Below are 25,521 nucleotides of genomic sequence, written 5' to 3' on the forward strand. Positions count from 1 at the left end.
TAACTTTAAAAGAAAATGAGGTAGGAACCATATGGACATGAATCTCATTGATAATCAAGAACCGACAGTTAAAAGGAAACTGAAAGCAAGGCATATGACCATGATTGCCATTGGAGGTTCAATAGGAACCGGATTATTCCTGGCAAGCGGGGCAACCATCCAGAGCGCAGGGCCCGGCGGTGCCCTTGTTGCCTATGCCTGCATTGGTATCATGGTTTATTTCCTTATGACGAGCTTAGGGGAAATGGCGACATATATGCCTGTGTCGGGATCATTTTCCACCTATGCCACACGCTTTGTTGATCCCGCATTCGGCTTTGCACTTGGCTGGAATTATTGGTTTAACTGGGCTGTCACCCTTGCCGTGGAAATAGCTGCTGCAGCCATCATCATGAAATTCTGGCTCCCTGATGTACCCAGCCTTATATGGAGTGGATTATTTCTTGGAATCGTCTTCACCCTCAACGCCCTATCCATTAAAAGCTATGGTGAATCTGAATATTGGTTTGCCTTAATAAAAGTCATTGCCATCATTTGCTTCATCATTATTGGTTTATTGACCATATTTGGGGTTTTTGGCGGAAAGGTGATCGGATTTGAAAACTTCACCATGGACGAGGCACCATTCAAGGGAGGATTTTTATCGATCATCTCAATCTTTCTTATCGCGGGATTTTCTTTTCAAGGCACGGAGCTGGTTGGGATTGCTGCCGGGGAAAGTGAGAATCCCGAAAAAAATGTTCCGAATGCGATCCGCCAAGTATTTTGGCGAATCCTATTATTTTACATCGGAGCCATCCTGATACTCGGCCTCTTGATTCCGTATACAAGTCCAAGTTTGCTGAACGGGGACGTCGAAAACATTTCTGTAAGCCCTTTCACACTTGTCTTTGAACGGGCAGGACTTGCATTCGCGGCATCCGTCATGAATGCAGTCGTGTTGACTTCCTTACTATCCGCAGGGAACTCGGGACTATATGCATCAACGCGGATGTTATGGTCGATGGCGAAAGATAAACAAGCTCCCCAATTCCTCGCTAAAGTCAATCGCAGGGGAATCCCGATGAATGCTTTGATTCTAACGACATTAATTGGCGGGCTCGCCTTCTTGACCTCCATTTTTGGGGACCATGTATTTACATGGCTATTGAATGCATCCGGGCTAACCGGCTTCATCGCCTGGATTGGAATCGCCATCAGCCATTATCGCTTTAGACTTGCCTATGTTGCACAGGGTGGTGACCTGAACGAATTGAAATATAAAGCAAAATGGTTTCCACTCGGTCCGATCCTATCATTCATCCTTTGCATGGGAGTCATTGCCGGGCAGAATTATCAAGCATTCCTAAGCGGCAGCATCGACTGGTATGGCGTTGCTGTCTCCTATATCGGATTACCGATATTCCTGGCGATCTGGTTAGGATACAAGATTTATCACAAGACCAAATTAATATCATTAAAAGATTGCCAATTTGATAAATCAGATGTGGCTTGATATGAATAGAAAAAACCTGAAATCCCTTTGGGACTCAGGTTTTTTTATGAACACTAATTAGACGATATCGGACGGAAATAGAAATATATCTCTGAAAAAATAGATATATCTCCGAAAACAAGATTATATCGACGAAAATAGAAATATATCGACGAAAGCGGCAATTATCCATTAAAATTCGCAACATGGTAATTTTTGCAATAAATCAGTTTTTATAGCTGAATAATTGGGGAGGGTAAGCAATACTATTATTCTATGTACTTTTATTACTGTGGATGAAAGGAAAATGAGGATGAAAGAGGCGTATCGCGGTTCTGGAATTGGAGTCATTTTCATGGCGGTCTTCGGTACACTGTGGGCAGGTACCGGTGTAATGGGATTGCAGGGGTGGGGGTTTCCCTACGTGGAACTCGCAGCCATCTTCGTGGGAATCATAATGGTTATCGGCGGCATTTCATTAATTCATGCATCACAAAAAATGTCCAATCAAGTTTCAGGAGATGGGGCTATGCGTCTGAAGCGTATCGGATTTTTGTTTAATATGGTCTTCATTGCCGAAGGTTTGCTGATTGGGATTGCCATTGTCATCTGTAACTTGATCAATCAGACCGAGCTTATACCGGGGGTCATCGCCATTATTGTAGGGATTCATTTTTTACCTTTGGCGTCACTTTTCCAAATCAAGGTTTACTATGCAACAGGAGTGCTTCTCTGTTTATTGGCGCTTATCACATTGCTTATTGTGCCAGACACTGTCAAGTTTGGGGAGCATCAAATCCTTGCACCGTTATCTTTGCTCGGCTTTGGATGCGCGCTAATTCTCTGGATCACTGGACTTACGCTATGGCTTAGAATAAAGAACTCAAGTCTAACGATAGCCGATGAAGATTGAATCAATCAAATAACCCGTCATGGCGAACGGGTTTTTCATTTTGATTAATTTTTCATCCAGGTCAAGAGCTTGAGAATTTGAAATGGTTCATTCCAAACGAGAATGAAACTTAAAAGAAAGAATGCAGCAACAGCCAAGAATTTCAACTTTCCTTTTTCATTTTTATATATGGCCCCGAAACTGCATAACATACCAATAAGTAACGAACCGAATCCTGAAATCATAAGCATCTCGGAGGCTGTTGGTAAAGCAAGGGAACAGCAAAGAGATAATGTGCCAATCACGGCAAATACGATAGACCAATTGCTTAAACTTTTCATGGAGACTCCTTTTTTTACTAATTATACCAATTTAGCGTTTATAATGAAATTAAAAAAATTGAGGTTGTCACTTATGGGAATATATTGTAATATATATAACAATATAAAAATCCATTTACATTTTAGAAGCATTGATAAGGACATGAATCATTTTTACGGTCTACAGAGAGGGAAGGGCAGCTGCGAACTTCCTGGCTTAGGAAATTGATTTACCGCCTTTGAGCTATATCGGTGAACAAGAGTAACTGATATCGTCTAAGCTGCGTTACAAGCTCCAGAGCCATGAGTGTTACTTGCTTATGGGAAATTGGGTGGAATCACGGGTATAAACGCACTCGTCCCTTACTTAGGGATGGGTGCGTTTTTTATTATTATAATTAGTGCCATGATAAGGACATGAATCATTTTTACGGTCTACAGAGAGGGAAGGGTTAGCTGCGAACTTCCTGGCTTAGGAAACTGATTTACCGCCTTTGAGCTATATCGGTGAACAAGAGTAACTGATATCGTCTAAGCTGCGTTACAAGCTCCAGAGCCATGAGTGTTTTTTGCTTATGGGAAATTGGGTGGAACCACGGGTAAACGCACTCGTCCCTTACTTAGGGATGGGTGCGTTTTTTATTATTATAATTAGTGCCATGATAAGGACATGAATCATTTTTACGGTCTACAGAGAGGGAAGGGCAGCTGCGAACTTCCTGGCTTAGGAAATTGATTTACCGCCTTTGAGCTATATCGGTGAACAAGAGTATCTGATATCGTCTAAGCTGCGTTACAAGCTCCAGAGCCATGAGTGTTACTTGCTTATGGGAAATTGGGTGGAACCACGGGTAAACGCACTCGTCCCTTATATAGGGATGGGTGCGTTTTTTTATTACTAAAAAAGGGGTGTTTATGTGATGGGTGAAAAAATGATTAAAGTTCAATTCCCGGATGGGCAGCAAAAGGAATATCCGCAAGGGATGACAGTGGAAAGTGTGGCAGGGTCCATCAGCTCAAGTTTAAGAAAAAAGGCAGTGGCAGGCAAACTGGATAAGCAACTGGTTGATCTAAGTCACAAGCTGAATGAGGATGCCGTATTGTCGATCTTGACTCTGGATTCGGATGAAGGATTACAAGTATTACGACATACAGCGGCGCATGTTTTGGCACAGGCAGTGAAAAGATTGTACCGAAATGTGGAATTAGGAATGGGGCCAGTCGTGGAAGATGGTTTTTACTATGATTTTAAGTTAGACCATCCTTTGAGCCCAGAAGATCTACAAGCCATTGAAAAAGAGATGGAACATATCATAAGTGAAAACCTGGAAATAAAAAGAATCGAAGTGACTTATGAAGAAGCTGTGAAGTTATTCGAGGGCAGAGGGGAGTCATTCAAGTTGGATATTGCAAAGAGCATCCCTAATGGTGAAAAATTAACGATCTATCAACAGGGGGAATTCGTCGATCTTTGCAGAGGGCCGCACCTTCCATCCACATCATTTGTAAAATCGTTCAAATTGACTCGTGTATCTGGTGCCTATTGGCGGGGAGACAATCAAAATGAAGTTCTTCAAAGGGTGTATGGCGTGGCATTCCGAAAGAAAAAGGATCTACAGGAACACTTTGAATTCCTGGAAGAAGCGGCCAAACGCGATCACCGTAAATTAGGAAAGCAGTTGGAGCTATTCATGTTTTCGGAGGAAGCCCCTGGAATGCCGTTTTATTTACCGAAAGGGCAAATCGTTAGAAATGAATTGGAGAAATTCTCGCGGGAGCTTCAGACTGAGGCTGATTACGACGAAGTTCGGACTCCTTTCATGATGAACCAGCGGTTATGGGAACAATCGGGTCACTGGGACCATTACCATGAGAATATGTACTTCACTGAGGTGGATCAAACAAAATTCGCGATGAAGCCCATGAACTGTCCGGGTCATATGCTCATTTTTAAAAACAGTCTTTATTCTTACAGGGATTTACCCATTCGGATGGCTGAATTCGGTCAAGTCCACCGTCATGAATATAGCGGGGCATTGAACGGGATGCTGCGTGTCCGTACATTTTGTCAGGATGATGCCCACATCTATGTTCGGCAGGATCAAATCGAAAGTGAAATTAAACAAGTGTTTCATCTGATCGATAAGGTGTACCGCACTTTTGGATTCGAGTATTCCGTGGAGCTTTCGACGCGTCCAGAGGATTCAATGGGTGATGATTCCCTTTGGGAAGCTTCTGAAACAGCCTTGAAAAATGTTCTGGAAAGCATCGGGATACATTATCAAGTAAATGAAGGGGACGGGGCATTTTATGGTCCGAAAATTGATTTTCATATTAAAGATGCTTTAAAACGAAGCCATCAATGTGCAACAATCCAACTTGATTTTCAAATGCCCGACAAATTTGATCTGACTTACATCGATGAAAATAATGAAAAAGTTCGTCCGGTCGTCATTCATCGTGCCATTTTTGGATCGATCGATCGCTTTTTCGGAATCCTGATAGAACACTTTGCCGGTGCTTTTCCAGTATGGCTCGCCCCGGTGCAAGTACAGATCATCCCTGTCTCACAAGTTCATTTGAATTATTGTTTAAAGGTTCAAAAAGAACTGAAGAATCAAGGCATAAGAGTGAAAATTGATGATCGGAATGAAAAGCTCGGGTATAAAGTCAGGGAAGCACAGATGGGGAAAATCCCATATATGCTGGTTCTCGGAGATAAAGAAGAGAAAGAAAATGAAGTGAACGTCCGGAAATACGGGGAACAAGAGGTTGAAAATGTCGCAATAGAAACGTTCATCAAGAAAATGGCCCAGCAAATAAAAGAACGCCGCATCTAACAAAAAAAGCAGCTTAATCCGGAACTCACGAGTAAATGCGCGAAATTCACGAGTAAATGCGCGAAACTCACGAGTAAATGCGTGAAACTCACGAGTAAATGCACAAAACTCACGAGTATATGTCCCTTGGATAGGTTTGGATAAAAAAAGACAGCCGAATAAATCGGCTGTCTTTTCTATACGAACTCACCCAGTAAATGCTTATGTAAATAAAACCTTGGCTGCTTGGATGGCAAAGTAAATGCCAATCCCTATTAGGGATATACCCGAAATGATCGAGATGCCTATTAGAATGGGTTTGGATAAAAAGCGTTTGAAAGTGCTGGCGATGATGGCCATCGCGAAATCCCAGATCAAGAGGCCGGCAAGGATCCCTGAACTGTAAAAAAGTAAATGATCCATATCATATTTTGAAGCGGAGTTTGCGAGAATGGATCCATAAATCCCCAGCCAAAACAAAATGGATAAAGGATTCGAAAGGGACATGATGAATCCTGTCAGAAATGAAGAAAAAAGGGAGTCTTTCGCTTTTCGTGCATTCACTTCAATCTTGCCTGCACTTAGCAGACTTTCAATCCCGGTATAGGTCAGGACGAAAAATCCAAAAAGCCATAAAAATGTCTTCATGAAGGAGTTGTCCAAAAAGTGGACGACACCGAAAAAGACGAGGGCTATAAAAACAAGATCTGCTAAAATGGCACCCCAGCCAAAAATCCAGGCATGCCAAAAACCCTTCTTGATTCCTTTGTCCAATTGAGCCGCGTTTATGGGACCGATAGGAGCCGCCAGTGATAAACCTAATAATACATAGCTGAAAAAAGCACCCAATTTTCATCACCTCATCGATTAATACATCTTCGCTTAATTGAATGTATTCAAACAATTGGACTTGTACCACCTTTTTAGCCCTTTTAGAGTGGACATGATGAATCATAGTCCGGTTTGCGCTTACCTACTCATTGTGAAAAAAGAGAAACCCATTGTTATACAAAAGGCTTTTTTGTTTTAAAGGTCAAAAAGGGGTAATTTTGGTTAATGCGCTACTGAATAAATCTTTCGAAGCTATAACATAATAATTTAAGACATCTAAAAAATGATGCAAAACACATATTGATTTCACGAAAGGTTACCTAGTTGCTTTTATAATGGATGAGGAGTGTAAGTATGAAGGGTCATGAGAAGCAAAATAAAGATGTAAGCGTGTGGTGTCTGATCAGTATGGCATCGATTCCATTGGTGATGACGCTTGGAAATTCAATGCTTATTCCGGTTTTGCCCATTTTCGAGGATAAGGTGGGGATATCTTCATTTCAATCAAGCATGGTGATAACAAGCTATTCCGTTGCATCCATTTTTTTAATTCCTATAGCAGGTTATTTATCAGATCGATTCGGACGGAAGATGGTGATCCTGCCAAGTCTGATCCTAGCTCTCATTGGTGGCTTGGTCGCAGGTTATGCATCATGGAAAATGGAAAATCCCTATACATGGATCATCATTGGGAGGGTATTGCAGGGGATTGGGGCGTCTGGTGCCTCGCCCATCATTTTGCCTCTTGTGGGGGATTTATACAAGGATGATGATGAAAAAACGAGCGCTTGTCTGGGTATCATAGAAACCTCGAATACATTTGGGAAAGTGCTAAGTCCAATATTGGGTTCCCTGTTCGCTGCATTTATCTGGTTTTTACCATTCTTCTCGATTTCATTCTTCAGTTTAATATCTATTGTCTTGGTCTTTTTCTTTATAAAGGTACCAAAGGAAAAGGATGAACCGAAGAAATTCAATGAATTTTGGAATGATACGAAAAAAATATTCAAACAGGAAGGAAAATGGTTATATACAGTTTTCCTGATTGGTGTATTTGTCATGTTGGTTTTATTCGGTGTTCTTTTCTTTTTGTCTGATAATCTGGAAAAAATCCATGATTTGCATGGAATCAAAAAAGGTTTAGTGATAGCGATCCCGCTATTTTTCCTTTGTGTGTCTTCTTATGTTGCCGGGAAGAAAATCAAGGGCGAATTGCCAATCATGAAAAAGATCATCATGATTAGTTTGATTGTCCTTTCAATCAGCCTTGTATTTGTCGGTTTTACAAAAAATAAAGTTTTCCTATTATTACTCGTAACAAGTTTGGCGGGCATAGCAATTGGTGCGTTATTGCCGACACTAGACGCAATCATCACTCAAAATATAAAAAAGGAACAGCGTGGGACGATAACCTCTTTCTACATGTCATCTAGGTTCATCGGAGTTGCGGCAGGCCCTCCGGTCATGTCCCTTGTCATGAAAAATCATCTCAATTTGAGCTATATCATTACAGGGATCATAGGTATAGGAATCGTCTTGATTGTTTGGAAATTCATTAGTTCAGACAAAAAAGAAGCTGCTGCCTCCTAATCAATAGAAATTCCCCGAAAAAGCCGGGCTTTCCCACGGCTTTTTTTTGTACTTTTCATTTATAGCCGGATGATTTTTCTTGGTCTTTTTGTAGCTGCATTGGATTTCGCAGGTTTTAATGAAGGTTTTTTTCGCATACTTTGTTACTATTTACCAAAAGTGGTTGGTTGATTTCCCCTCCTATGCTCGCTTTCCGCGGGGTGGGCGGTGTGAGATCATCTATCCCGCTGATCCCGCAGGAGTCTCGCACTTGCGCTCCAACCAACGTTAAATCGTTTCGTTTTAAAAACCACAATCTTTACGAAAAGAACCTAAATGAAAAAAGCTTAATGGCCATTTCCATCATCCCTTATCGGCGCTTATCAAGGCATTTCTGCCGTCGTATCACAGTGCTTACGCACATTACACAGCACTTCAATTCTTATTCGAATACTTGATTTACCATTTGGTAAATTTCTTCCTTACATAATTCAATGTGGCATTATCAACACTATGAATGATGGAAGGGGGTAATGTTATGACAACAAAAGCCAATTGCCGTTCAGCTAAAGGGAAGGCTGCTCAAAATTCCGCAGCATCTGGTGAACAACAAGGCGATATGAAATGGTGGCAGTTATCATTGGTCGGTGTTGGCTGTACGATCGGGACAGGGTATTTCCTCGGTTCGGCCATAGGGATTAAAACGACTGGGCCGTCCATTGTATTTTCATTTATATTGGCTGCACTAGGTACTTACATCGTTTATAATCTGCTAGCTAAGATGACGGCTGCCGATCCTCAAGAGGGTTCTTTTTGTTATTATGCCAATAAGGCATTTGGACGATGGGCTGGCTTTAGCTGTGGCTGGAATTATTGGTCCTCCAATATATTGATCATGGGAAGCCAGCTTACTGCGCTTTCGCTATTATCACAATTTTGGTTTCCGAAGGTCCCGCTGTGGCTATTTGCATCCGGTTTTGCCATTGTTTCGATCGTTGTGGTATTGCTGGGAACAAAAGGGTTCGACAGAGTGGAAAACATACTTGCGATAATTAAGACGGCAGCGATCGTCATGTTTATCATTATTGCAATATGTGCCGTTTTCGGCTGGTTTGGTCTTGATGGAGGGAAACCGCCCCCATTTCCGAATAAGTTCAATGAATTATTTCCAAAAGGGCTAAAAGGGTTTTGGACCTCCCTTATCTATGCCTTTTATGCGTTTGGCGGCATTGAGGTCATTGGACTGATGGCGATGCAGCTTAAAAAGAAGGAAGATGCGCCTAAGGCAGGGACGATCATGCTCTTGGTTCTTACCATCATATATGTGATTTCATTGGGGTTAGCCGTAACCATGATTTCATTAGGGGCATTCAGTGAAAAAGAAAGCCCATTCGTTTCGGCATTGGACAGTTATCACCTGGCATTTTTTCCGCACGTTTTTAATGGTGCGATCATCATTGCCGGTTTCTCGACGATGACCGCTTCACTATTTGGTGTAACCAATCTATTGGTAACCCTCTCCGATGATGGGAATGCACCCGCATTATTCATGCAAAAGATCAAGAAATTCAAGGACCTTCCACTGCCCTCACTCGGTCTTGGAGCCTTGGGACTTTTAGGGTCAATCATCACTGCCTTGCTCCTGCCAGGCAAGATTTATGAATACATTACGACATCAGCTGGGATATTACTTTTGTATAACTGGGCATTCATCATTCTCTCTTCTTTTAAAATCTTGGAAAATAAGATTTGGAGTAAGATTACGGCCGTTTTCGGGCTTCTTTTAATTTTGGCCGCCGTAAGTGGCACCCTGCTTGAAAAAGAGATACGTCCAGGGTTCTTCATCAGTCTTTTATTCATCGTGATTATCGGTCTTGCCGCCGTTTTCATGAAGTTCAAGGTTTGGAATAAGAACAAGGCGATGGCCGCAAAAGCGAGTAAATCAGGGCTTGATTGAAAAAAGGAACTCGATTCGAGTTCCTTTTTGTGTGCTTTCGATTTGGCGCTAAACCTCAATGATGATCGGAAGGATCATAGGTTTTTTCTTAGTTTGAGTAAAGAGATAGTGCCCCAGTTCCTTCTTTATGGTTTGCTTGATGACGTTCCAGCGGTATATTTTTTCACTTTGTAAGTCGTTGACCGTTTTCGTGACAAGACGGTTCACATGCCTAAGGAGGTCCTCGGAATTTTGAACATAAACAAATCCCCGGGAAATGGTATCGGGTCCTGATACTATTTTTCTTTCCGTCTTGCTTAGTGTGATGACGATCACGAGCATTCCATCTTCGGAAAGCTGCTTACGGTCCCGCAGAACGATTTCTCCAACATCACCAACGCCAACACCATCAACAAAGGTATTGCCTGCAGCAACTTTTCTCGTTTGACGGGCAACGGAGTTTTCAATATCCACCACATCGCCGTTATTGATGATGAAAGTATGGTCCTTCTCCACCCCGACAGACTCAGCTAACAATCGATGCTGGTGCAACATCCGATACTCACCGTGAATCGGTATGAAATACTTCGGTTTCATCAGGGTAAGCATGAGCTTTAATTCTTCCTGATAGGCATGTCCGGAAACATGCATGCCCGTTACTGTCCCAGAACCGTAAATGACTTTGGCGCCAAGTTGAAACAGGTTGTCGATAATGCGTGAAACATCCCGTTCATTTCCGGGTATTGGAGTGGAGGCAAGAATCACTGTATCATCAGGCAATATACTCATATCCCGATAATTCGAACTGGAAAGCCGGGAAAGTGCAGCAAATGGCTCACCTTGACTTCCTGTACATAAAACCGCGACCCTTTCAGGAGCATATTTATCCACTTCTTGCGGTTGGATAAGCATCCCATCAGGAACCTCAAGGTAGCCTCGTTCGATGGCAACGGATACGACATTCACCATGCTTCGTCCAATCAGGGCGAGTTTCCGGTTTGTCTTCTGTGCAGCGTTCACAACTTGTTGAACGCGATTGACATTTGAAGCGAAGGTCGAAAGAATGACTTTCCGTTTTGCCTGCATGAAGGCTTCTTCAATATGGCTGCCAACCAGATGCTCAGAGGGGCTTGAGCCAGGACGTTCAGCGTTCGTGCTTTCAGATAATAATACCAGTACACCTTCACTCCCGATTTTGGCCATTTTATGGATATCGGGATACTGATCATTCATGGGAGTCAAGTCAAACTTAAAGTCCCCTGTATGAACGACCGTGCCTTCTGGCGTATGCATGGTGACTCCAAGGCAATCGGGTATACTATGATTCGTTTTGAAAAAGTCCAGAACCATCTCCCCGAATTCCAACCTTGAATCCGAATCGATCTGGATTAATTCCGTATCAGCCAAAAGGTTATGTTCTTTTAATTTCAATTCAATCAAACCAAGTGTTAAACGTGTGGCATAAATGGGCACATTCAATTTTTTCAGGAAATAAGGGATCCCGCCAATATGGTCTTCATGCCCATGAGTCACAATTAAAGCGCGGATCTTCTCCTTATTCTCCTGAAGAAAGGAAATATCGGGAATGATCAAATCGACTCCTAATAAACTTTCATCAGGAAACTTAGCCCCACAATCAATAATGACGAGATCGTTAGCATATTGAACCACGTACATGTTTTTACCGATTTCATTCACTCCGCCCAGAGCCAGTATGGACAAAGCATTCTCTTTCGCACTCAAGTAGATAGACCTCCCTTTATGATGATAAGAATAGTGTTTCCTTAGGACCCTTTTATAAAACCAACTCTTTTTTTTAGGCTCTTTTCGTAAAGATTGTTGTTTAAAACGAAACGATTTATCGTTGATTGGAGCGCAAATTCGAGACTCCCGCGGAAAGCGAGCATTTACTTGGTAAATAGCAACAAAATATGCGAAATCAGCCTTTTTCTAAAAACAGGGCAATTCAAAAAGCCATAAAAAAACACCTGCCGTTTTCGGCAGGTGCGTGTATCTCCAATCTTCATAGGCTCAAGCAAGAATGGATGCTTTCTTCAAAAGTCTCAATGTTTGCTTGGACCTTTGATGCATACTCAGTTTTCAAAGTGAGCAGCAAACTTTCTATCAAGAATTTTCGCGGCTTGTCGGACTGCATCAGCTCATCTTGGATAAAGTCGATCAATTCAATGGCTCTTGTTCGATCTTCATCGCAAGGCAAAGCTTTGTTTATCGCTTTTTTCAATTCCGTGGTGGATTGAAGCAAATCATTATGGCAAGGATCAAGGTTGTTTGTAAACTTTGGAAACCACTTATCCATTAGTTCCGGATCGATGATCTGTTCCCCGCTTTCAGCCACTTCATTGACTAAGCGGACAATGCGGTTCATGCAATAGCGGATAATTTGTATGTCCGGTGTACCGGCGGGATTGGCCCGATAGCTAAAATGATTCATGTGGGTCATCATCGAATGAAAGATGATGACGCTATCTAAAAGATAGGGTTTTTTGCTTTCCCCGAATATATCGATAAAACGATTATATATCCAGCGTAAGTTAAACAATACCGTATTATTGATGAATTGTTTTAATTCTTCATCGTTGGAAACACGGACTTCTTCGATTAGGATAAGCAATTTGCTCTGCTTGTTCACCATCATCTGCAAATCAAGCTGCCGGATGAAAATTTCAATATCGGCTGAATCTTGACCAATCAACAGTTTTTCCCTGTCATGGCGAATCTTTGTATAGAAGGAACGGAAAATGGCTATAAATAATTCACCCTTCGAAGGGAAATAATTATAGAATGTACCTTTTGATATACCGCTGCCATCTAAAATGTCCTGGATGGACGTGGCTTGGTAGCCTTTGTCAATAAACAGCTTATGAGCCGTATCGATGACATTCTGCCTTCGATTATTCATCATATCACCTAATTTTCATTATACTGCTTGTATAAAAATAATCGTACTCTATTTTTCATCACAGCACAAACCCTTATTTAAACCAGTAAATTTTTATTGCAAAAAATGAACTAGGGGTATATTATTGATTTTGTGAGATTGGAATATACCACATGTCTAATAAAATGAACCAATAGTTTGAATGGAGGAATAGATAAAAAGTGAGTACTGCACAAACAAATGAGAAAAAGGGTTCGTATGCCATTTTAGTCATACTGATGGTCGGGGCGTTTATATCGATACTGAATTCAACCCTTTTAAATATTGCACTGCCATCAATCCAAATCGACCTGGGAATCGAGACTTCCACAGTCCAATGGCTGACAACGGGCTACATGCTCGTGAACGGAATCATGATTCCGACAACTGCCTTCTTAATAAGAAAATATTCGGTGCGCAATCTGTTCCTGACAGCCATGCTCCTGTTCTCAATCGGGACGATCGTTGCAGGTATAGCGCATGTATTCCCGCTATTATTGAGCGCACGTATGGTTCAGGCTGCCGGTTCGGCAATCATGATGCCATTATTAATGAACGTACTTTTAACTTCTTTCCCTGTTGAAAAACGGGGCTCGGCAATGGGACTATTCGGTTTGGTCATGATGTTTGCCCCTGCAATCGGGCCGACGCTTTCAGGCTGGATCATCGAACATTATGATTGGAGAATGCTATTCCATTTCATTACTCCGCTAGCCTTACTAGTGCTTATTTTCGGCTTCTTTAAACTTAAAGACCACAAGGAAAAAGTCGATATCTCAATTGATAAAATATCGGTCATCCTTTCAAGCTTAGGCTTCGGCGGTTTGCTTTACGGATTCAGCTCTGCAGGCAGCAAAGGCTGGGATAGCCCTTGGGTATATGGAACATTGATTGTCGGTGCCATTTCCCTGATCTTTTTCATTACACGCCAGCTTAAAATGGAAACACCAATGCTTGAGTTCAAGATTTTCAAGCACCCGATGTTCGCTTTATCCGCAACGATCTCAATCGTACTGAATATGGCGATGTTCTCGGGGATGATCTTAATTCCGATGTACACACAAACAGTACGTGGCATTTCACCATTCGATTCTGGATTACTGATGCTTCCAGGTGCGTTATTAATGGCCCTCATGTCACCGGTTACCGGTAAGCTTTTCGATAAGTTCGGTGCCCGCATCCTTGCTTCAATCGGTTTGCTTATCACCGTGGTAACTACGTATTTGCTAAGTAAATTATCAATGGAAACTACGTATACAGAAATTGTAATCCTGTTTTCCGTTCGTTCCTTCGGGATGTCAATGTCCATGATGCCGATCATGACAAATGGTTTGAACTCACTGCCAGCCCGCATGAACCCGCATGGTACAGCCATGAATAACACACTGAACCAAATTTCCGGTGCAATCGGTACGGCATTGCTTGTTACGGTCATGTCTAACCGTGCAGCTTCTACTGCTGAAGATTTAATGACGAAAGCGATGAGCAAATTAACAAGCCAGCCCACCGCTGAGATGATGGGCCAAATGAAAGCCCAAATCGGGATGCAGGCAATGCTCGAGGGAATTAACTTCTCCTTCTTTGTATCCACCTTCATTGCCGGTGTGGCGCTGATTCTGGCATTATTCATTAAGCGTGCTTGGCCGGCTGAAGAAAAACCAGCTGTGAAAAAAGATCAAACCGCTTAAATGAAACAAAAAAGCCCTATGCCACCTGAATCGTTCAGGCAGTATAGGGCTTTTTCTTTTAGGCTCTTTTCGTAAAGGTTGTTGTTTTTTAAAACGAAACGATTTAAGGTTGATTGTAGCGCAAGTGCGAGACTCCTGCGGGAGCAGCGGGACCACAGGCGTTTACGCCGAGGAGGCTCACCGCCCGCCCCGCGGAAAGCGAGCATCTGGAGGGGAAATCAACCACACCGCTTTACTTGGTAAATAGCAAAAAGTATCCGAAAACAGCCTTCTTTTAAGTTCAGCCGACTTAATCAGTATGTTTTACACTTGTATATAAAAAAAGGCGCAGTGCCATTTGCACTGCGCTTTTTTACATCAAGATGTCACTTTCTCTGAAGCTGCTTTTGCATGCTGGATATGACTGGCCATCCAGCCAATGATCACTGCCGAAACGAGATAGGCAAGTAAGATCCAAATCTGCGTTTGCAAGTTTTCCCAGCCGCCTAATGAGATGACCTCTTGAAGTTCCTTTAATGAGTGGGCCATAGGTAAAAATTGACCGATTTTCGTCAATAATGACATGCCTAGTTCGCCTGGGAATGTTCCGCCGCAGGTCGCCAATTGGAACACGAGAAGGGTCACGGCTGCGAATTTGCCCACCACTCCGAATACGGTCACCAACATAAGAATGAATGTCATGAAGGTAAATGAAACGATGATGCTTGATAGAATGAATACAGGGACACTGGCCACGTGTAAATGGAATCCAAGAAGAACGACTGCATCCACTAGAAGTGCCTGTATCAAGCCGATTACATATACGAGCATTAATTTATTCGTGAAATGAACGGTTCCGGTAACCTTAAGATTCTGCCTGCGGCCAAGCGGCAAGATATTGGAAGCCATGATGCCGCCTACATAAAAGGCCAATGACAGAAAATAAGGAGCAATCCCGGTTCCGTAGTTAGGTACTTCAGATAAATTGGATTGGACCAATTGTACGGGCTCAGAGAACATCGAAGTTGTCGAATCGTCGTACTGAAGACTGGCCGTTTTATCGGCGGCTTCATTAAGCTTGGTGGATAATTTGCTTGAACCCGTTTCCAGTGAAGCCAGTCCGTCTCGAAGCTCCGTCGATCCACTGGCTAGCCGGCTGCTTCCGCCGGCTAGCGAATCGATTCCGGCATGTAAAGCGGAGAAACCATTTTTCCATTTAAATAATCCATTCGCCAATTCTTCAGAACCCTCGTTTAATTGCTCGGCACCCGAGGTAGCTTGTGCCATTTTATCACCAAAGGCATTCATCCCGGTTTGAACGGTTGCTTGTCCATCAGCCACTTTGGCAGCACCTTCGCCCAATTGCTTTTGATTGGCATGTAAAGTGGCGGCTGTTTTGGATAAACCTTCCGATAGGGCAATGATTTGCTTGAAGTCTTGATCCTTAATTGCATCAGGATGACTTTTCATATAGGCATCCAATTGTTTTTCTAGAGTATTCGCTGTATCGGCAGCCTGTTCTTGCCCTTGCATCAATTTTGCATTTCCGGCTGACCAGTTCGCAACACCCTTACTTACTTCATTCATCCCATTTTCCAATGAGTCATGTGCATCAGATAGCTGCTTCATGCCAGAATGCAAGTTGTGGGAACCTGTTGTTAATCCTTTCGCACCATCCGTTAGGGCTTCTTGTCCATCCAAGAGCTTGCTGCTTCCTGTTTGCAGCTTCTGGGCGCCATCATTCAAATCCTGGATGCCATCATTCAATTTCTCACTGCCGCTTTTCGCATCGGCCGTTCCTTGATGAAGTGTTTCCGCTCCATCCCCGGCTTCCGCCAAGCCGTTAGAAACGTCCTGGAACTTCGAAAGGATGCCTTCAGAATAGACTTTCGTGATGCTTGCGTTGATTTTTGCCGTCATTTTTTCAACAGCAGTGGAGCTGATCTGTGAGGCAACGAAGTTCTTACCTGGATTGACAGTATACAAAAGTTTAGCCGTTTCCGGTTTTTTATCCATTAAAGTCGTGACATTTTGCGAAAAATCTTCCGGAATCGTGACCACCATATAATAGGTACCTTCCTTAAGACCCGTCTTTGCCTCCTTTGCCGTGACAAAGTGAAAATCCAATTCTTTCTGCTTTTTCAATTGTCCAACGAAATCCTCTCCAGCCTCGACTGGCTTATCGTCCATTTTTGAACCATTATCGAGATTGACCACTGCCACAGGGAGCTGATCCAACTTTCCATAAGGGTTCCAATATCCTGCCAAGAAGAAACCTGAGTAAATCAATGGAACGACCAAAAGGAAAATCAAGGCGATTCTCCCGTGTTTATGTTTCCACATTGCTTTTATATCTTGAAATACAAGTTGTAAACCTTTCATTATTTGAGCCTGCCCTTTCTAACTAAGAGATTATTTCATCATAATGGCTTTTTTAGATACTGTATAATACATAATTGATTATGTAATAATAGATTTAAATCTATGTGAAAAGAGTGGGAAAATGGAAATATTACAGCTCCAGTACTTTCAAACCGTAGCACGGCTGGAACATATGACGAAGGCTGCGGAACAACTTCAGATTGCTCAGCCATCCCTCAGTAAAACCATATCCCGGCTTGAAGAGGATTTGGGAGTCGCACTGTTCGATAGGGAACACCGGAAAATCAAGCTTAATGCAGCCGGGCGAATTTTCTTGAACCGTGTTGAACGCGCTTTTGCGGAACTGAATGAAGGAAGGCGCGAAATAGTGGAATTAACTGATCAAGACCAAAAGAACATCACCTTGGCCGTTACCATTCCCAGGGTCCTGCCTGATTTATTGGGGACATTTTTATCTCAATACCCGGATGTCCGTTTTCAACAATTCCTAAAATCCATATCATCCATGAAGCAGCTTCTAATAGAAGGGGAAATTGATTATTGCATATCATCCGTTCCGATTGAAGGCCCAGACTTAAAGTGGGAACCGCTGATCACCGAAGAAATATACTTGATCGTGCCTCCCGATCACCGGCTGGCAGGCAGGGAAAGCATTACACTTCAAGAAGTGAAAGATGAACCATTCATCAGTATGAACACAGGCTTCGGGTTCCGCAGCCTCACCGACCAATTTTGCCTCGAAGCGGGATTCGTCCAGCATATCGCATTTGAAGGAGATGAACCTGCTGTCATTTCGGACCTTGTCAGGAAAGGGTTGGGAGTCGCCTTCGTATCCGAGCTGACATGGCTTCATCAAACGGGTTCATTATCCCATAAAATCCGGATAACCGAACCTGCTTGTCAAAGAACGATAGGGCTCGGCTGGTCAGAAAAACGCTACTTCACCCCAGTAGCCAAGCAATTTCGGTTATTTGTCATGGATTACTTCGCTGCCGCCAACTCCGCCAGACCAAAGAATCAATAAATGTGGGAAAGGTCGAAATAATCGGATGTAGGCCGGAATATAATGTAATTATCGTGAACAAAGTATTTAGGGGTTTTCTTAAATAGATCGAGTTCAAAAAGACCAATGCCGATCCTAGGAGATGAATGGAGATGGAAATACGGGTTAATCAAATTGAATTGAATGGACACACGTTTCAATACCGGGAGAGCGGGGATGTTGCTGCACCGCCGCTTGTTGTTCTTCATGCGCTGGGTAAAAGTGCAGAGTCATGGGATCAAGTGGCTGCCGCATTAGGAGAAAATTTTCGTGTATTGGCTTTAGATCAACGGGGACACGGTGGGAGTGCGAGAACTAATACATACACTTTCGAATTGATGTGCGATGATTTGCTTCATTTTGCGGATGCGCTGAATTTGGAAGGATTTTCGCTAATGGGGCATTCCATGGGAGGGACAGTTTCCTATCTTTTCTCGCAAACTTTTCCTTCGAGGATAGAAAGGTTGATTGTCGAAGATACGCCTCCGCCTTTCTCGGATGAACCAATAGAGATTCCTTCCCAACCTTCTGGTCCTCTGCCGTTTGATTGGCAGGTTGTGCCTTCGATTCTACAGCAGCTTAATGAACCCGAACCCGAATGGTGGGCACGCCTTACCGATATTATGATTCCGACGCTTGTTATAGGGGGAGGGTCGAGCCATATACCCCAAAATAAATTGCAGGAAGTTTCCGAGCTTATTCCGAATTGCGAATTGGTGACGATAGAGGATGCAGGACACTTTGTGCATGAAGATAATTTATCAGCTTTCTTGTCTGCCGTAACAAGGTTTCTTTCCAAAGGGCAGGCGTATTAATGAGATAGGGGGGTGCCGATGCAGCCCTCCTATTCCTGCTTAAATGTATGGTTTATTTTATAGACGGCATTTACCGATTTATTATTAATGATTTCCAGTAACTGTTCAGCCATATAGTCAGCGCTGTATTTAAAGCCGGTGTTGACCCATTCGATGATCATGCCTAATATCGCATATGCTTGGTAACTGGAGGCAAGTTCTGTATTGATCTTAGGATTCGGACGGTAATCTTCTAGGTCTTCCAATGGGAGTTTCTTTAATTCATCGCAAATCCTTTCCAGTAAAGTAGGCCATGCATTCGACTTTAGGATGAGGGTATAAATGTTTGCATAATTAGCTACATGTTCAAATATTTTGACCACTGAAGCCGTTAGTTCATTGATGGTGAAAGTTTCAACATTTTTATAAGGTTCCCGGTAAGATATGATCAAATCCGCAATTACATCCTCCATGACCTCTTCAAGCAGTTCCTCTTTATACTGATAGTGTTTGTAAAATGTACCTCGATTAAGATCGGCGCTTTCTACAATGTCAGTAATCGATATTTCCCTGAAATCTTTGTGTTGCATTAATGCTATGAGAGAATCTTTCAAAGCCAGTTTGGATTTCCTGATCCTTCTATCAATCCCAGTGTTATTATTGGACATTTTCTTCACCCTTTGTTGGTTATTGTGCTTTTAATGAACAGAATGAATACTTTCTGTTCATTGTTCAACATCAAGGTCATCATTTGCTGATTGTATAAGCCTATTGAAACTAATTATACTATAAAGGAAGTAAGTTAATGAACATCTGTACGATAAGTATCACTTCACTAGAATGAATGGGGGAGTTCAAATGAAATTACAAGACAAAGTTGCAGTAGTGACAGGCGCAGCATCTGGCATGGGGAAACAGATCGCTATAGATTATGCCAGAGAAGGGGCTAAAGTCGTCGTATCGGATTTAAATCTTGATGGCGCGAACGAGACGGTAGAAGAAATAAAAGCGAATGGCGGTATGGCCTTTGCCATTAAAACGAACGTAGCGGTGGAGGAAGATATTCAACATTTGATCGATACCACGGTAAGTACGTATGGTACGGTGGATATTTTGGTGAATAACGCGGGTATCATGGATGGCATGGAACCTGCTGGAGACATTGAAGATTCTAGGTGGGATCGGATTTTTGCCATTAACACGACAAGCGTCATGCGTTCGACCAGAAAAGTATTGCCGATCTTTTTGGGAAAACAAAAAGGGGTCATCATCAACATTGCTTCTGCTGGCGGCTTGCACGGTGCTCGAGCAGGCGCAGCATACACTGCCTCTAAGCACGCAGTGGTTGGTTTCACAAAAAACACGGGTTTCATGTATGCCAATAAAGGGATTCGCTGCAATGCAATAGCACCAGGCGGAGTTGAAACCAATATCGGTTCCAGCATGACAAGCATCAATGAGTTCGGCATCTCTCGCCAACAATTGGGTATGGCCATCAATCCACGCAATGGCAAACCTGAGGAAATCGCTAAAGTGGCTTTGTTCCTTGCTTCAGACGATTCCAGTTTTGTTAATGGCACGGTCATCACGGCAGATGCTGGTTGGAGTGCATATTAAGCCGTAAATGAACAAGAGGATGGTCAAGAACTTGGGACTGATTCATGCATTCCTGCTAGTAAGCAGGGATGCATTTTTTTTGAGTGGAGACTTGGATGGGGATCGGGAGGTTTCGCCTTCATCGGGGAACATTTTCATTTCAATCGAAAGTGGATAAGTGGGGGCTGGATAGTTCAACTACTATCCAGTTTTTTCTCAATAAGAATGATGCTATCAATTGGATTTAAAAGATAAGTTGAACTCTGAAATCTTGGAAGCAAAATAGGTTCCCTGAAAAAATCCACTTTCCCTATGAAATTGGATCATTAGAGTGATCCATTAGTTTGCTGCGATTACTTCATCTTCCACACAAACGATCCATTAATTTGCGTGAGAATATTGAAGGACTTTCTGACGGACGTAATCAAGGTGCTTGTACATTTGACTGAATGCTTCATGTGGATCATGTGCTGCAAGTGCCGCATAGATGGCTTTATGATACTTTACAGTCAGTTCCCGTTCCCTGAATTGTATCAGGCTATTTATTTTATTATGGGTAATCAATAAGGAATCGATCATGCCTTCAATAATGGGATTGTTCGCACTTAAAGCAATGATCTTGTGGAATTCTTTATCGGCCTCTCCATAATCGTTGTCTTCACTATTGGCAATCGTGTCAATCGTAACTTGCAGTTTCTCCAGTTGTTCGTCTGTGATCTTCTCGGCAGCCATTGTTACCAGTCCCAACTCCAATGCCATTCGCGCTTCGATGATCGCTGGTAAATTATCCGTAGCCAGCGCCAGCATGACAGAGAATGGATGTGTACCGATTTTATCGTTAAAAAAGGTTCCTTCACGCGTTTTCCGTGTAATGACTCCTAGTGTATCAAGTGCACTGAGTGCCTCCCGTAAAACAGGCCGGCTTACTTCAAGTTCTTTCATAAGTTCCATTTCAGGGGGCAGTTTGTCACCCGCTTTCATTTGTCCGCTGACGAGCAGATGCACGATTTGATCCACGACTTGTTGTGAAAGAGTGTTGCGATGTACCGATTGTACGCCTAATTTCTTTGACGATTCTTCCATTGTGTAACCCCTTTTCTGTTAAATCCTATATGTATTCATACTGTAAGACTAATTATATAATATAATACACTTATTTGCATGTGAGGAAGAGAAGATCTATACCCAAAAAAAGTAAAATGCGCCGCTCTAAAGAGAGAGACGCATGCATTGTTGGAAAAAATCATCTGACAAGGCAAGGTGATTTTGGATTGAACTCCCATCCGGAAATCAGGTATTGCATCGCCATTGAATCATCACGGGCACCAAGTCCTTTTTGTTTATAAAGCTGATGTGCCTTCTCGATTTGTTCCATATCCACTTCAATTCCAAGTCCGGGCTTGGAAGGGACATCGACCATACCGCCGACTATTTTAAAAGGTTCTTTCGTCAAACGCTGCCCATCCTGCCAAATCCAGTGGGTATCGATCGCAGTGATCTTTCCTGGTGCGGCTGCAGCAACGTGTGTAAACATGGCAAGCGAAATGTCAAAGTGATTATTCGAGTGTGATCCCCATGTCAATCCCCAGTCGTTGCACATTTGAGCGACACGGACGGAGCCTTGCATCGTCCAAAAATGCGGATCGGCAAGAGGGATGTCCACGGATTGAAGTTGAATGGAGTGCCCCATTTGCCTCCAGTCCGTTGCAATCATATTAGTAGCGGTCGGAAGGCCCGTTGCGCGCCTGAATTCCGTCATGATTTCCCGGGCGGAAAAACCATTTTCCGCTCCGCATGGATCCTCTGCATAGGCTAAAACATGATGTTGATCCCGGCAAAGTTCAATCGCATCCTTAAGCAGCCAGCCGCCATTTGGGTCAAGGGTGATCCTGGCTTCAGGGAAGCGTTCCGCAAGAGCCGTCACCGCTTCGATTTCTTCTTCCCCGCGCAAAACTCCGCCTTTCAGTTTAAAATCATTGAATCCATAGCGAGAGTGGGCGGCTTCGGCCAAGCGGACAATCGATTCAGGTGTGAGCGCTTCCTCATGACGGAGGCGAATCCAATCATCTTCCGCTTCAGGCTCGCTTAAATAACCAAGATCCGTTTTATTGCGGTCACCTACATAAAATAAGTAGCCCAGCATTTCCACCTTATCACGCTGCTGTCCTTCGCCGAGAAGGGCTGCAACTGGAACACCTAAATATTGGCCGACTAAATCCAGAAGTGCAGCTTCCAATGCTGTTACGGCATGGATGGCTATACGGAGATCGAACGTCTGAAGGCCGCGGCCTCCCGCATCCCGGTCCGCGAACTGCTTACGGATGGTATTCAGAATGTTGTTGTATGTCCCAATGGACTGGCCGACAACCAATTGTTTGGCATCTTCGAGCGTCTGGCGGATTTTTTCGCCTCCAGGAACTTCACCTACACCTGTATTACCCGCATTGTCCTTCAGAATGACAATGTTCCGGGTGAAATAAGGAGCATGGGCACCACTCAAATTCAGCAGCATGCCGTCATGGCCAGCAACTGGAATAACGCTCATTTCTGAAATTACCGGTGTGCCGATTTTTACATGATCCTTAAGCATTTGATTGTTCATGATTCTTCCCCCTACCAGAATATTTAGCTGACTATGATTTTAACTCTACACGTTTGATTTCACCAACAAGGAATAAATAGCTGCAGACTGCGACAAGGGCATTGGCACATACGAAGACTAGCGCCCCATTAAATGATCCTGTCGTGGCAATGATGTATCCGATGATAATAGGCGTTGTAATCCCTGCTATGTTACCGAATGTGTTGAAAAGCCCGCCACTGACACCGGACATTTCCTTTGGTGAGGTATCGGCCACTACCGCCCAGCCGAGTGCCCCAAATCCTTTACCGAAAAACGCCAGGGCCATAACGAATATAACCACCCATTCCGTATCTACATAGTTTGCAGCTACCAAGCTCATCGATAGAACCATCCCAACAACAATTGGCACTTTTCGGGAGACAGTCAATGAGAATCCCTTCCGTAACAAGAAATCCGAGAATGTCCCTCCGAGAATGCCGCCAAAAAACCCACAAATGGCTGGAAGGGAAGCGACGAGTCCAACTTCAAGAATGGTCATCCCTCTTTCTTGTACAAGGTACACAGGAAACCATGTCAGGAAAAAGTACGTTAATGTCGTGATGCAATATTGTCCGAGATAAACACCTAACAGCATACGGTTTGATAAAAGCTGCTTAATATTATTCCAGTTGACGCCTTTCTTTTCTTCCTTATTTGTAGTGGTTTGATCCATATTGATCAAAGCGCCGCCTGCTTCGATATATTCAAGCTCAGCTTTGTTGATGCGCGGATGTTCCTTTGGGCCATATATCGTTTTCAGCCAGAAGAAAGCGACGATGATTCCTAATGCGCCCATAAAGAAGAAGACGTATTCCCAACCAAATTTATACGTAATGTAACCCATGATCGGTGCAAAGAGAACGGTTGCAAAATACTGGGCTGAATTGAAAGTGGCAGCCGCGGTTCCGCGTTCATGGCTTGGGAACCAGGTAGCAACGATGCGGCTGTTGGCCGGGAAAGAAGGAGCCTCTGCCAATCCAACTAAAAAACGCAGTCCGAACAATACCATGACAGCCGTTCCGGCAGAACCGAAAAATCCGATAAACCCTTGTAAAAGCGTAAAGGTAGACCATAGCGTGATACTCCAAAAGTAAACTTTTTTTGAGCCAAAACGGTCCAAAAGCCATCCACCCGGAATTTGTCCAGCTACGTAAGACCATGCAAAAGCGGAGAAAACATAGCCCATCATCACTGAATCGAGACCAAGCTGACCAGACATGTCCGTACCTGCGATTGATAGCGTCGCACGATCCGCATAATTCAGGGCTGTAACCAAAAATAGCATGAAGACAATGAACCATCGTGTCCGTGTTTTTTTCTGGGCATTCGGCAGTTTAGGAGATGCTTGAAAGACTTTTTCTTCAGCATTCATATACTCACTTCCTTAAACGTATTTAATATTTTTTAGTTGTTACCGCTTACAATGTTGGCCGCGTCTCCCTTCGTAAAAATTCTTACTATTTAGTTTTGTCCAATGGTAAGACAAATAAAATTGTTTGTCAATCGCTTTTTTTATAAATCTTTTTTCATTTTAGCTCCTTAATTATCGTGCTTTTTTTGTATATATTAGAAGCAAAATTATTGTGGGATGAGGTGGTGGGCTGATTTTTCAGAAAATAAAAAAAATACAATTGACCAAAAGGTGCATTTGTCTTACAATAAAACAATAATACACAAGGAGGAATACAAGATGAATAAAATTCGCAAGGCACCTAAAGGGATCCTCGGATTTCCCGTGGCACCATTTACAACGAGTAACAAGCTTGATGAAAATGCACTCGCCCGAAATATCCAATTTTTACTAGATGAGGGACTCGAGGCTATTTTCGTAGCATGTGCAGCAGCGGAATATCCATCGTTAAGTAAAGAGGAATATGAAGCGATGGTTGAGGTGGCCGTATCCGTCACGGCTGGAAAAGTCCCTGTATACACAGGGGTAGGCGGGAATATTCAAACTTCCCTGGAACTTGCCAGAATATCTGCGGATAGAGGGGCAGACGGATATTTAATATTACCTCCATATCTTGTTACTGGAGAACAAGCAGGTCTGGCGGCTTATTTCAAAGCGATCGCAGAGAGTACAGACTTGAATTCCATCGTATATCAGCGTGATAATGTTTCACTTTCAATTTCAACTTTGGAAGCGCTTGCGGAGGTCCCGCAGGTGGTCGGCGTCAAAGACGGTCTAGGCAATATGGAGTTGAATGGACTTCTTACACATACCTTCGGAAAGCGTTTCGGCTGGCTGAACGGAATGCCGCTTGCGGAAGTTACCATGTCGGCCTACGTTCCGCTCGGCTTTGACTCTTACTCATCCGCGATATCCAATTACATCCCGCACATCTCACGAAAATTCTATAATGGCATTTTGAGCGGAAATCAAGAAACGGTCAAAGAAATTTACCAACAGGTCATCATGCCAATCAACAATATTCGCCGTCAGCGAAAAGGGTATGCCGTTTCTCTCATTAAAGCAGGTATGGAGATTATGGGAATGCCAGTTGGGCAAACAGTCAGATTACCAATTCTTCCGGTGGAAAAAGAACATTATGCAGAAATGCAAACGATATTAGAGAATGCTTTAGATCGTTTTCCAAAAGAAACACCAATTCAATCAATCCAATAAGGGCGGGATTTT

The 25,521-nt window shown here is 43.1% G+C and carries 19 protein-coding genes and 3 other annotated features; of the genes, 10 read left to right on the forward strand and 9 right to left on the reverse strand.

Annotation, left to right across the window (positions count from 1 at the left end):
• Positions 1-31 precede the first annotated feature (31 nt).
• A complete protein-coding gene (locus tag N0M92_RS15750) occupies positions 32-1,495 on the forward strand; it encodes an amino acid permease (RefSeq protein WP_260286636.1) in 1,464 nt (487 codons plus the stop codon).
• 286 nt (positions 1,496-1,781) lie between these two features.
• Positions 1,782-2,387, forward strand: coding sequence for a DUF7010 family protein (locus N0M92_RS15755; RefSeq protein WP_260286637.1), 606 nt, complete (start codon positions 1,782-1,784; stop codon positions 2,385-2,387).
• Between the two features lie 44 nt (positions 2,388-2,431).
• Here the strand turns inward: N0M92_RS15755 and N0M92_RS15760 are convergent, their stop codons facing one another.
• Complete coding sequence (locus N0M92_RS15760) at positions 2,432-2,707, reverse strand: hypothetical protein (protein WP_260286638.1); 276 nt, start codon at positions 2,705-2,707, stop codon at positions 2,432-2,434.
• Between the two features lie 122 nt (positions 2,708-2,829).
• Positions 2,830-3,053, forward strand: a binding site (T-box leader).
• 30 nt (positions 3,054-3,083) lie between these two features.
• Positions 3,084-3,306: a binding site (T-box leader), on the forward strand.
• A gap of 30 nt (positions 3,307-3,336) precedes the next feature.
• Positions 3,337-3,558, forward strand: a binding site (T-box leader).
• 60 nt (positions 3,559-3,618) lie between these two features.
• Between N0M92_RS15760 and thrS the strand changes: the two genes are divergently transcribed.
• Complete coding sequence (thrS, locus tag N0M92_RS15765) at positions 3,619-5,526, forward strand: threonine--tRNA ligase (protein WP_397443867.1); 1,908 nt, start codon at positions 3,619-3,621, stop codon at positions 5,524-5,526.
• Positions 5,527-5,727: 201 nt separating this feature from the next.
• Here thrS and N0M92_RS15770 read toward each other — a convergent pair whose 3' ends face one another.
• Positions 5,728-6,354, reverse strand: coding sequence for a LysE family translocator (locus N0M92_RS15770; RefSeq protein WP_260286640.1), 627 nt, complete (start codon positions 6,352-6,354; stop codon positions 5,728-5,730).
• 336 nt (positions 6,355-6,690) lie between these two features.
• Between N0M92_RS15770 and N0M92_RS15775 the strand changes: the two genes are divergently transcribed.
• The gene (locus tag N0M92_RS15775; protein WP_260286641.1) at positions 6,691-7,926 is read left to right on the forward strand and encodes an MFS transporter; all 1,236 of its coding nucleotides are present in this window, start codon (positions 6,691-6,693) and stop codon (positions 7,924-7,926) included.
• Positions 7,927-8,524: 598 nt separating this feature from the next.
• Positions 8,525-9,862 (forward strand): amino acid permease, encoded by a 1,338-nt coding sequence (locus N0M92_RS15780; RefSeq protein WP_260286734.1) that lies wholly within the window; start codon positions 8,525-8,527, stop codon positions 9,860-9,862.
• A 48-nt stretch (positions 9,863-9,910) separates the two neighbouring features.
• Here N0M92_RS15780 and N0M92_RS15785 read toward each other — a convergent pair whose 3' ends face one another.
• Together N0M92_RS15785 and N0M92_RS15790 are read right to left on the reverse strand one after the other, a co-directional pair.
• Positions 9,911-11,584 (reverse strand): ribonuclease J, encoded by a 1,674-nt coding sequence (locus tag N0M92_RS15785; protein WP_260286642.1) that lies wholly within the window; start codon positions 11,582-11,584, stop codon positions 9,911-9,913.
• Between the two features lie 280 nt (positions 11,585-11,864).
• Positions 11,865-12,764: a TetR/AcrR family transcriptional regulator gene (locus tag N0M92_RS15790; RefSeq protein ID WP_260286643.1), complete on the reverse strand. Its 900-nt coding sequence runs from the start codon at positions 12,762-12,764 to the stop codon at positions 11,865-11,867.
• A gap of 197 nt (positions 12,765-12,961) precedes the next feature.
• Here N0M92_RS15790 and N0M92_RS15795 point away from each other — a divergent pair, with 197 nt between their 5' ends.
• Complete coding sequence (locus N0M92_RS15795; RefSeq protein ID WP_260286644.1) at positions 12,962-14,467, forward strand: DHA2 family efflux MFS transporter permease subunit; 1,506 nt, start codon at positions 12,962-12,964, stop codon at positions 14,465-14,467.
• Between the two features lie 357 nt (positions 14,468-14,824).
• Here N0M92_RS15795 and N0M92_RS15800 read toward each other — a convergent pair whose 3' ends face one another.
• Positions 14,825-16,828, reverse strand: coding sequence for a YhgE/Pip domain-containing protein (locus tag N0M92_RS15800; protein ID WP_260286645.1), 2,004 nt, complete (start codon positions 16,826-16,828; stop codon positions 14,825-14,827).
• A gap of 121 nt (positions 16,829-16,949) precedes the next feature.
• Between N0M92_RS15800 and N0M92_RS15805 the strand changes: the two genes are divergently transcribed.
• The gene (locus N0M92_RS15805; protein ID WP_260286646.1) at positions 16,950-17,852 is read left to right on the forward strand and encodes a LysR family transcriptional regulator; all 903 of its coding nucleotides are present in this window, start codon (positions 16,950-16,952) and stop codon (positions 17,850-17,852) included.
• A 131-nt stretch (positions 17,853-17,983) separates the two neighbouring features.
• The gene (locus N0M92_RS15810) at positions 17,984-18,685 is read left to right on the forward strand and encodes an alpha/beta fold hydrolase (protein ID WP_260286647.1); all 702 of its coding nucleotides are present in this window, start codon (positions 17,984-17,986) and stop codon (positions 18,683-18,685) included.
• 29 nt (positions 18,686-18,714) lie between these two features.
• Here the strand turns inward: N0M92_RS15810 and N0M92_RS15815 are convergent, their stop codons facing one another.
• The gene (locus N0M92_RS15815; protein WP_260286648.1) at positions 18,715-19,332 is read right to left on the reverse strand and encodes a TetR/AcrR family transcriptional regulator; all 618 of its coding nucleotides are present in this window, start codon (positions 19,330-19,332) and stop codon (positions 18,715-18,717) included.
• Positions 19,333-19,522: 190 nt separating this feature from the next.
• On the opposite strand from N0M92_RS15815, the gene N0M92_RS15820 reads away from it, so the two are divergent.
• Positions 19,523-20,281 carry an SDR family oxidoreductase gene (locus tag N0M92_RS15820; RefSeq protein ID WP_260286649.1) on the forward strand — a complete coding sequence of 253 codons (759 nt, stop codon included), beginning with the start codon at positions 19,523-19,525 and terminating at the stop codon, positions 20,279-20,281.
• 360 nt (positions 20,282-20,641) lie between these two features.
• Here N0M92_RS15820 and N0M92_RS15825 read toward each other — a convergent pair whose 3' ends face one another.
• The 3 genes from N0M92_RS15825 to N0M92_RS15835 form a co-directional block, all read right to left on the reverse strand.
• Complete coding sequence (locus tag N0M92_RS15825; RefSeq protein ID WP_063232459.1) at positions 20,642-21,343, reverse strand: FadR/GntR family transcriptional regulator; 702 nt, start codon at positions 21,341-21,343, stop codon at positions 20,642-20,644.
• A gap of 160 nt (positions 21,344-21,503) precedes the next feature.
• Positions 21,504-22,862 carry a glucarate dehydratase gene (gudD, locus tag N0M92_RS15830; protein ID WP_260286650.1) on the reverse strand — a complete coding sequence of 453 codons (1,359 nt, stop codon included), beginning with the start codon at positions 22,860-22,862 and terminating at the stop codon, positions 21,504-21,506.
• Between the two features lie 31 nt (positions 22,863-22,893).
• Positions 22,894-24,255: an MFS transporter gene (locus N0M92_RS15835; RefSeq protein ID WP_260286651.1), complete on the reverse strand. Its 1,362-nt coding sequence runs from the start codon at positions 24,253-24,255 to the stop codon at positions 22,894-22,896.
• Positions 24,256-24,573: 318 nt separating this feature from the next.
• Here N0M92_RS15835 and kdgD point away from each other — a divergent pair, with 318 nt between their 5' ends.
• On the forward strand, positions 24,574-25,509 hold the full coding sequence (gene kdgD, locus N0M92_RS15840) for a 5-dehydro-4-deoxyglucarate dehydratase (RefSeq protein WP_260286652.1): 936 nt from the start codon (positions 24,574-24,576) through the stop codon (positions 25,507-25,509).
• The last annotated feature ends 12 nt before the right edge of the window (positions 25,510-25,521 follow it).

Source organism: Peribacillus aracenensis (assembly GCF_025175645.1).
GTDB classification, from domain to species: domain Bacteria; phylum Bacillota; class Bacilli; order Bacillales; family DSM-1321; genus Peribacillus; species Peribacillus aracenensis.

Coding starts and splice junctions, on each gene's coding strand:
- N0M92_RS15800 (WP_260286645.1), bottom strand. CDS start 16,828: ATGAAAGGTTTACAACTTGTATTTCAAGATATAAAAGCAATGTGGAAA.
- N0M92_RS15805 (WP_260286646.1), top strand. CDS start 16,950: ATGGAAATATTACAGCTCCAGTACTTTCAAACCGTAGCACGGCTGGAA.
- N0M92_RS15780 (WP_260286734.1), top strand. CDS start 8,525: ATGAAATGGTGGCAGTTATCATTGGTCGGTGTTGGCTGTACGATCGGG.
- thrS (WP_397443867.1), top strand. CDS start 3,619: ATGATTAAAGTTCAATTCCCGGATGGGCAGCAAAAGGAATATCCGCAA.
- gudD (WP_260286650.1), bottom strand. CDS start 22,862: ATGAACAATCAAATGCTTAAGGATCATGTAAAAATCGGCACACCGGTA.
- N0M92_RS15825 (WP_063232459.1), bottom strand. CDS start 21,343: ATGGAAGAATCGTCAAAGAAATTAGGCGTACAATCGGTACATCGCAAC.
- N0M92_RS15810 (WP_260286647.1), top strand. CDS start 17,984: ATGGAAATACGGGTTAATCAAATTGAATTGAATGGACACACGTTTCAA.
- N0M92_RS15760 (WP_260286638.1), bottom strand. CDS start 2,707: ATGAAAAGTTTAAGCAATTGGTCTATCGTATTTGCCGTGATTGGCACA.
- N0M92_RS15820 (WP_260286649.1), top strand. CDS start 19,523: ATGAAATTACAAGACAAAGTTGCAGTAGTGACAGGCGCAGCATCTGGC.
- N0M92_RS15815 (WP_260286648.1), bottom strand. CDS start 19,332: ATGTCCAATAATAACACTGGGATTGATAGAAGGATCAGGAAATCCAAA.
- kdgD (WP_260286652.1), top strand. CDS start 24,574: ATGAATAAAATTCGCAAGGCACCTAAAGGGATCCTCGGATTTCCCGTG.
- N0M92_RS15775 (WP_260286641.1), top strand. CDS start 6,691: ATGAAGGGTCATGAGAAGCAAAATAAAGATGTAAGCGTGTGGTGTCTG.
- N0M92_RS15755 (WP_260286637.1), top strand. CDS start 1,782: ATGAGGATGAAAGAGGCGTATCGCGGTTCTGGAATTGGAGTCATTTTC.
- N0M92_RS15835 (WP_260286651.1), bottom strand. CDS start 24,255: ATGAATGCTGAAGAAAAAGTCTTTCAAGCATCTCCTAAACTGCCGAAT.
- N0M92_RS15750 (WP_260286636.1), top strand. CDS start 32: ATGGACATGAATCTCATTGATAATCAAGAACCGACAGTTAAAAGGAAA.
- N0M92_RS15790 (WP_260286643.1), bottom strand. CDS start 12,764: ATGATGAATAATCGAAGGCAGAATGTCATCGATACGGCTCATAAGCTG.